The 7,032-nt window shown below is 61.4% G+C and carries 7 protein-coding genes; 6 read left to right on the forward strand and 1 reads right to left on the reverse strand.

Features of this window, described 5'->3' with window-relative positions; translation table 11 throughout:
- From J0I64_RS21135 to J0I64_RS21155, 5 genes are all read left to right on the forward strand, one after another.
- A partial coding sequence (locus tag J0I64_RS21135) for an ABC transporter permease (RefSeq protein WP_291412009.1) occupies positions 1 to 793 on the forward strand: 793 nt, incomplete at its 5' end.
- Positions 790 to 1,794, forward strand: a complete 1,005-nt coding sequence (locus tag J0I64_RS21140) for an ABC transporter ATP-binding protein (RefSeq protein ID WP_291412011.1) — start codon at positions 790 to 792, stop codon at positions 1,792 to 1,794. The genes J0I64_RS21135 and J0I64_RS21140, both read left to right, overlap by 4 nt.
- Entirely contained in the window at positions 1,791 to 2,810 is a 1,020-nt protein-coding gene (locus tag J0I64_RS21145; protein WP_291412013.1) for an oligopeptide/dipeptide ABC transporter ATP-binding protein, read from the forward strand. The genes J0I64_RS21140 and J0I64_RS21145 overlap by 4 nt, the downstream gene beginning before the upstream one ends.
- A complete protein-coding gene (locus J0I64_RS21150; protein ID WP_291412015.1) occupies positions 2,807 to 4,387 on the forward strand; it encodes an ABC transporter substrate-binding protein in 1,581 nt (526 codons plus the stop codon). Before J0I64_RS21145 ends, J0I64_RS21150 begins: the two co-directional genes overlap by 4 nt.
- A gap of 84 nt (positions 4,388 to 4,471) precedes the next feature.
- Entirely contained in the window at positions 4,472 to 4,993 is a 522-nt protein-coding gene (locus J0I64_RS21155; RefSeq protein WP_291412017.1) for a peptidylprolyl isomerase, read from the forward strand.
- A gap of 105 nt (positions 4,994 to 5,098) precedes the next feature.
- Here J0I64_RS21155 and J0I64_RS21160 read toward each other — a convergent pair whose 3' ends face one another.
- Complete coding sequence (locus tag J0I64_RS21160) at positions 5,099 to 6,217, reverse strand: PLP-dependent cysteine synthase family protein (protein ID WP_291412019.1); 1,119 nt, start codon at positions 6,215 to 6,217, stop codon at positions 5,099 to 5,101.
- A 296-nt stretch (positions 6,218 to 6,513) separates the two neighbouring features.
- On the opposite strand from J0I64_RS21160, the gene J0I64_RS21165 reads away from it, so the two are divergent.
- Positions 6,514 to 7,032 (forward strand): PIG-L family deacetylase (locus tag J0I64_RS21165; protein WP_291412021.1); only part of this gene is annotated, 519 nt, incomplete at its 3' end.

The raw sequence follows: 7,032 nt of genomic DNA on the forward strand, positions 1-7,032 counted from the left end.
GAAGAGCCAGCCCTATGAATTTGGCGACCAGACGCTGACGCTCGACTATTCAAAACTACCGGTGCGGTTGCTGCTCGAAGACGGCAGCGAAGTCAGGCCGAGCGGCTGGAGTTGGAACCGGACCTATCTTTTCGGCACCGACCAGTTGGGGCGCGATATTCTGGTGCGCCAGCTTTATGGCGCGCAGATTTCGCTGACCGTGGCCTTTGTCGCGACACTCGTCAATTTTTTCATTGGCGTGTTTTATGGCGGGATCGCAGGGTACATGGGCGGCAAGGTCGACGCGGTGATGATGCGGTTCGTCGAGATTATTTCGACCATTCCGCTGACGCTTTATGTCGTGCTGCTCATGGTGGTTTTTGACTCGGGGTTGCTGTCGATCATTGTCGCTATCGGCTCGGTGTTCTGGGTGGATATGGCGCGGATCGTGCGCGGGCAGATCCTGAGTTTGAAGAGCCAGGACTATGTCGCGGCGGCGCGGACCATGGGGGCTTCGCCGGCGCGGATTTTAACGCGGCATCTGCTGCCCAATTCCATCGGGCCGATCATTGTCACCCTGACCATGCTGATCCCCTCGGCCATCTTCATCGAGAGCTTTATGAGTTTTATCGGGCTTGGCGTGACGCCGCCGCTGGCGTCCTGGGGCTCGCTGACTTCGGAGGCGGTGGAGACGCTGCGCGCCTATCCGCATCAGTTGTTCTTCCCGGCGGCGGCGATTTCGCTGACCATGTTTGCCTTCAACTTCCTGGGCGATGGGCTGCGGGATGCGCTTGATCCGAGGGTTGGGCGATGAACCAGCCAATTCTTTCGGTTCGGGACCTGACGACTTCGTTCTTTACGCGGCGCGGCGAAGTGCAGGCGGTGCGCGGCGTCAGTTTTGACGTGCATGAGGGCGAGATGCTCGGGCTCGTCGGGGAGAGCGGGTCGGGGAAATCGATTACCTGCATGTCGGTGCTGCGGCTCTTGAAGGCCGGCGGAACGATCAAGGCGGGATCGGCGACGTTTGAGGGGACGGACATTCTCTCGCTCGACGAAGAGGCGCTTTCGGACCTGCGGGGTAATCGGATTGGGGTGATTTTTCAGGACCCGATGACTTCGCTCAACCCTACGCTGACGGTCGGCGAGCAGGTGATGGAGGCGGTGAGGCGGCATCGCAAGGCTAGCGCGGCGGAGGCGCGGGCGCGGGCGGTGGAGTTGTTCGAGCTGGTGCGGATTCCGTCGGCGGCAAAGCGGCTTGATTCCTATCCGCATGAATTTTCGGGCGGCATGCGGCAGCGCGTGATGATCGCCATGGCGCTGGCTTGCGATCCGAAACTGCTGATTGCCGATGAGCCGACGACGGCACTGGACGTGACTATCCAGCGGCAGATTTTGGCGCTGCTGAAGGATTTGCAGCGGCGGCTCGGTATGTCGGTGATCCTGATTACACACGATCTCGGCGTGATCGCCGAAGTGACGGATCGGGTGCTGGTGCTCTATGGCGGGTTGGTGATGGAGACGGCACCGGTGCGGGAGCTTTTTGCGCGGCCGGCGCACCCCTATACGGTGGGGCTCCTGGGGGCCGTGCCGGATTTGCGGGACGATACACATAAAAGGCTGACGCCGATTCCGGGGAGCCCGCCGAACATGCTGGCGCCGCCGCCGGGGTGTCCCTTTGCGCCGCGCTGCCCGCATGCAATGAGCCAGTGTATGGCGGCGCTGCCGCCGCTGTTTGGTGGTGTCCACCAGTCGCGGTGCTGGTTGCAGCACCCCGAGGCGCCGAAGGTGGATGCGGTGCATGAGGTGGCGGCATGACCCAGCCCTTGTTGCAGCTGCGTGATCTTCACAAGCATTTCCGGATGCCGGCGGCGCCGTTTGGGCCCAAGCCTGTTTTGAAGGCGGTGGATGGTGTCGATCTTGACCTGATGAAGGGCGAGACGCTGGGGCTCGTGGGCGAATCCGGGTGCGGAAAATCGACACTGGCGCGGACGGTTATTCGCCTGCATGAGCCGACGTCGGGAAGCATTGTCTTTGATGGACATGAGGTTGGGAAAGCACCCGAGGGGCTGCTGGGAAGTTTCCGGCGGCGGGTGCAGATGATATTTCAGGACCTTTATGCCTCGCTCAATCCGCGGATGAGCGTCGGCGATCTGATCGCCGAGCCGCTGGAGATTGCTGGGATTGGCACGGCGACGGAGCGGCGCAAGAAGGTGGCGAGCCTGCTCGATCGCGTTGGGCTGCCAAGTGATTCGGCGCAGCGTTTTGCGCATGAATTTTCGGGCGGGCAGCGGCAGCGTATCGGCATTGCCCGGGCGATTGCGCTGGAGCCTGATCTGGTGATCTGCGACGAGCCGATTTCGGCGCTCGACGTGTCGGTGCAGGCTCAGGTCGTCAATATGCTGGAAGACCTGCAGGCCGATTTGGGGCTCACCTATCTCTTCATCACCCATGACCTTTCCATGGTCCGGCATATCTCGGACCGTATCGGGGTGATGTATCTCGGGAAAATCGTTGAGCTGGCGACCAGCGCCGATCTCTATCATCGGCCTAGCCACCCCTATACGCGGGCACTGCTCTCGGCCATTCCAGTGCCGGACCCGGAAGCGGCGCGGGCGGTGGAGCCGATGCAGGGGGAAATTCCGAGCCCGATCGACATTCCATCCGGCTGCCGCTTCCGCACGCGCTGTCCACTTGCGACGGAGCTGTGCGCAAAAGTGGAGCCGCAGCTGACTGATATTGGCGGGGGGCATCTGGCCGCCTGCCACTTCGCCGGGGAACTGGCGCAACAAGCAAACGGGGTAAGGGCCCCGCTACAGGAGAGAACGCAATGAAGAGACTGGTTCTGCCGCTCATAACCGCGGCGCTGCTGGCTTCGGTCGGCACGGCTTTTGCCGCCGGCGAATTGACATATGTGGTCAACAATGAGAGCGCCAAGTACGATCCCGGCACCACGGCCGAGACCTTCGCATCCCCGATCATCGGCAACACTTTTGAAGGCCTCGTGCGCCTGAGCCCCGAGGGCGAAGTCGTGCCGGCGCTGGCCGAAAGCTGGGACATCTCCGAAGATGGCCTCACCTATACGTTCCACCTGCGCGACGCGAAGTGGTCGGACGGCGAGCCGGTGAAGGCTTCGGACTTCGTCTATTCCTGGAAGCGTGTGCTCGATCCGACCACCGGCGCGATGAACTCGCAGATGCTTTATCACATCGTGGGCGCTGAAGAGGCGTTCAACGGTGGCGATGCTTCGGCGATCGCGATCTCCGCGCCCGACGACAAGACGCTGACCTTCACGCTCAAGCAGCGCGTGCCCTATATGCTGCAGCTGCTCAACTATCCGACCTTCTACCCGGTGCGCGAAGACATCGTCTCGGCCGATCCCGAAGGCTGGACCCGTAGCCCGGCGACCTTCATCGGCACCGGCCCGTTCCGCGTGACGGCGTTCAACCAGGGCGAGTCGGTCGTCTTTGAAAAGAACCCGAACTATTATGACGCCGATGCCGTCAGCCTCGACAAGCTGACCTTCCGCCTGATCCCCGATCCGGCAACGGCGCTGGCCGCTTTTGAAGCCGGCGATGTCGATGGTATCGAAGCCGTGCCGGCACCGGAAATTCCGCGTCTTTCGGTTGAATCCCCAGGCTTCATGATCGTGCCGGCGCTCGGCACCACCTATGCCTTCTTCAACCCGCACCAGGCACCGCTCGACAATCTCCATGTGCGCAAGGCGCTTTCCATGGCGATCGACCGTTCGGAAATCATCGAGTTCGTGCTGCAGTCGGCTGATACGCCTGCTCTCGGCCTCGTGCCGCCGGGTATGAGCCTTGCAGGTGAAGATTTTACCGAAGGTCGCGACACTTTTGGTCTGTCTGACACCGCCGATGTCGAAGGCGCCAAGGCGGAACTCGCTGAGGGTGGCTTCCCGAACGGCGAAGGTTTCCCGAAAACCGTGTTCGTCACCTATTCCTCCCCGCCGATCGAAAAGCTGCTCGAAGCCATCCAGCAGATGTGGAAGGAAAATCTCAACATCGACGTCGAGATCCAGGCCACCGAGTGGCAGGTCTATTATCCGGAAGTGCAGAAGGTCGAGTACCAGATCGCGCAGATGGGCTGGGGCGCCGACTATCCGCACCCGATGACCTTCCTCGACAATTTTGTTACCGGCAGCGCCAACAACCTCGCGAACTGGTCGAACGCCGACTATGACGCGGCCATCGAAGCGGCCAAGTCTGCCAGCGACGAAGCCACCTCGCGCGACGACATGCGCAAGGCCGAGGCGATCCTGATGAACGACCACGTCATCCTGCCGCAGTATCATCGCTACAACTACATGATGATGAGCCCCAAGGTGACCGGCTTCTGGCGCTCGCCGCTCAACGTGCCGTACTTCCGCGACGCCGTTATCGCCGAGTAAGGCAGACGCAATACCGCGAACAAATGATCGCTCCCGCCGGACATCCGGCGGGAGTTTTTCGATCCCCCAACTGGACAGATTTCCGTGACCATTCCCGTCATTATCGAGACCGAACTCGGCAGCTTCACTATTGCGGTCGATGACAAGAACACGCCGATTACCGCCGCCAATTTCCTCGCCTATGTCGATGGCGGGCATCTCAACGATGCGACGGCCTATCGTCTTGTGACCAACGGCAATGAGCCGCAGAAGCCGATCAAGATCGAGGTGGTGCAGTGGGGTTATCGCGCCACGGACGAGCGGCCAGCACCGTTCGCCCCGATCGCACATGAGACTAATGACGTCTCGGGCATCAAGCACAAGAACATGACCGTCTCCATGGCGCGCTTCGAGCCGGGCACGGCGGCTTCGGAATTTTTCATCTGTATCGGGGATCAGCCGGAGCTCGATTTCGGGGGCAAGCGCAATCCTGATGGGCAGGGGTTTGCGGCTTTTGGGCAGGTAACCGAGGGCGAGGATACGGTGCGGCGAATTTTTGCACAGGCCGCGACTGAGAGTGATCACCCCGAGGTGCCGGTGAAGTTTTCGCGGGTGGCGCGGGCCTGAGGGCTAACACCAGCCTGGGTACGTGTTGCTGCCCCCTCCCGTCCTCCCCCGTCAAGGGGGAGGCGTTGCGTCGCGTGTGAGTAGAGGCGTGGGGCTCTGGGGCGCCTAGACCCGTTCCCTGCGCTGTCCGGCGATGAGGAGGTCCGTGTTGAAGGTGCCCGTGGCGATGACGTCTTCAACGCGGGCGATGTCAGGGGCGATGTCGAGGCTGTTCTGGGTCAGCCACTCATCGGAAAAATAGGTCTGCGCGTAGCGTTCGCCGCTGTCGCAGATGAGGGTGACGATAGAGCCGGTCTCGCCCCTTTGCTGCATTTCGGCGGCGGCCCAGAGAAGCCCGATGAAATTGGTGCCGGTGGAGCCGCCGACGCGGTGGCTCAGGTGGTGCGAGAGCACGCGGGTTGCAGCGATCGAGGCGGTGTCGGGCACCTTGAGCATGGCGTCGACAACATTGGGGACGAACGAGGCTTCCATGCGGGGGCGGCCGATGCCTTCGATGCGGCTGCCGCGCTGGCAACGGTAGGCGATGTCCTTTTCGCACCAGCCTTCATAGAAGGCGGAATATTCCGGGTCGGGCACGCAGAGCTCGGTTTCAAAGCTCTTGTAGAGAATGTAGCGGCCGATAGTGGCCGAGGTGCCGCCGGTGCCGGGGCTCATCACCACCCAGCGGGGGATGGGGTGGCGCTCCATGGCCATCTGCTTGAAGATGGATTCGGCGATATTGTTGTTGCCGCGCCAGTCGGTGGCGCGCTCGGCAAAGGTGAACTGGTCGAGATAGTGACCGCCTTCGCGCACGGCGAGGTTTCTGGCCTCGTCATAGATGGCCGAGGGCTCATCGACGAAGACGCAGCGGCCGCCATATTGCTCGATGGCGGCGATCTTGGTGCAGGACGTTGTGCGCGGCAGCACGGCGTAGAACTTGAGGCCGAGAAGGCGGGCGTAATAGGCTTCGCTGACCGCAGTGGAGCCCGATGAGGCTTCCACCAGGGGGGTGTCGGGGCCGATGACGCCATTGCAGAGGCCATAAAGGATGAGCGAGCGCGCCAGGCGATGTTTCAGGCTGCCGGTCGGGTGGCAGGACTCGTCCTTGAAATAGAAGTCGATCTCGGGAAAGCCGGGCAGCTGCATCGGGATCAGATGGGATTCGCCCGAGCGCTGGGCGTCGGCGTCCAAAATCTTGATTGCCCGGGATGTCCAGGCGCTATCATGTTCTGCGATGCGCGTCATTTGAAGAACCAGTATCCATCAAAACTCTTATTTAGAGTATGATGTTCTGAAAAGATCGTCAATTTTAGAATTGAGGGGCACAGCATAGCCCTGCGTGTGTATCGTCTTGGCGCGGTTTCGCGGCGCTTTGAGATTGAGATTCCCACAGGGCCAAGCCTTGCCGAAAATCGTTCCAAATAATCTGATTAACACACTTGAGTTAAGTTAATCAGCCTCCCATAGTCTGTCGTGAAGCTGTCACAACGGCCGACCGGAGGGGTCGGTGGCGAAGGCAGCCGAAGGAGAGGATCTAGTTTATGCCACGTTTGACTCGGCGAACTTTCATTGCGTCGGTGCCACCGCTTCTGGCTGCTACGCAAATTCCGGCCTGGGCAACTCCCGCGTCCGATCTGGAGCTGATTGCGGCGCAGAAGGGCGAACCCGTCATTGTAAAACTGTATCGTCAGCTCGAGCGCCTGACCTCGACGGTCACCCTGATGACCACGGGTGCGCACCCTGACGACGAGCCCAGCGGCATGCTGGCGGCACTGCGCCATGTCTATGGCATCCGTCCGGTGCTCTATTGCATCACCCGCGGCGAAGGTGGCCAGAACGCCATCGGGCCGGAACGCGGTTCGGTTCTTGGCGTGCTGCGCACCCGCGAAATGACCGAAGCCTCGCGCTCGCTCGATGCCTCGCTCGCCTTTGGTGGCCAGGGTCACAATGACAGCGTGCATGACTTCGGTTTCTCCAAGGACCCGAACCAGACCATCGACCGCTGGGGTCGTGACCGCGTCATCGAGCGTATGACTTGGGCGTTCCGTTACTATCGCCCC

The sequence above is a fragment of the Devosia sp. genome (assembly GCF_017307565.1).
Classification (GTDB): domain Bacteria; phylum Pseudomonadota; class Alphaproteobacteria; order Rhizobiales; family Devosiaceae; genus Devosia.

What these genes read in the sequence shown, in the direction of transcription:
- J0I64_RS21140 (WP_291412011.1), top strand. Translation starts at nt 790, where the DNA reads ATGAACCAGCCAATTCTTTCGGTTCGGGACCTGACGACTTCGTTCTTT.
- J0I64_RS21145 (WP_291412013.1), top strand. Translation starts at nt 1,791, where the DNA reads ATGACCCAGCCCTTGTTGCAGCTGCGTGATCTTCACAAGCATTTCCGG.
- J0I64_RS21150 (WP_291412015.1), top strand. Translation starts at nt 2,807, where the DNA reads ATGAAGAGACTGGTTCTGCCGCTCATAACCGCGGCGCTGCTGGCTTCG.
- J0I64_RS21160 (WP_291412019.1), bottom strand. Translation starts at nt 6,217, where the DNA reads ATGACGCGCATCGCAGAACATGATAGCGCCTGGACATCCCGGGCAATC.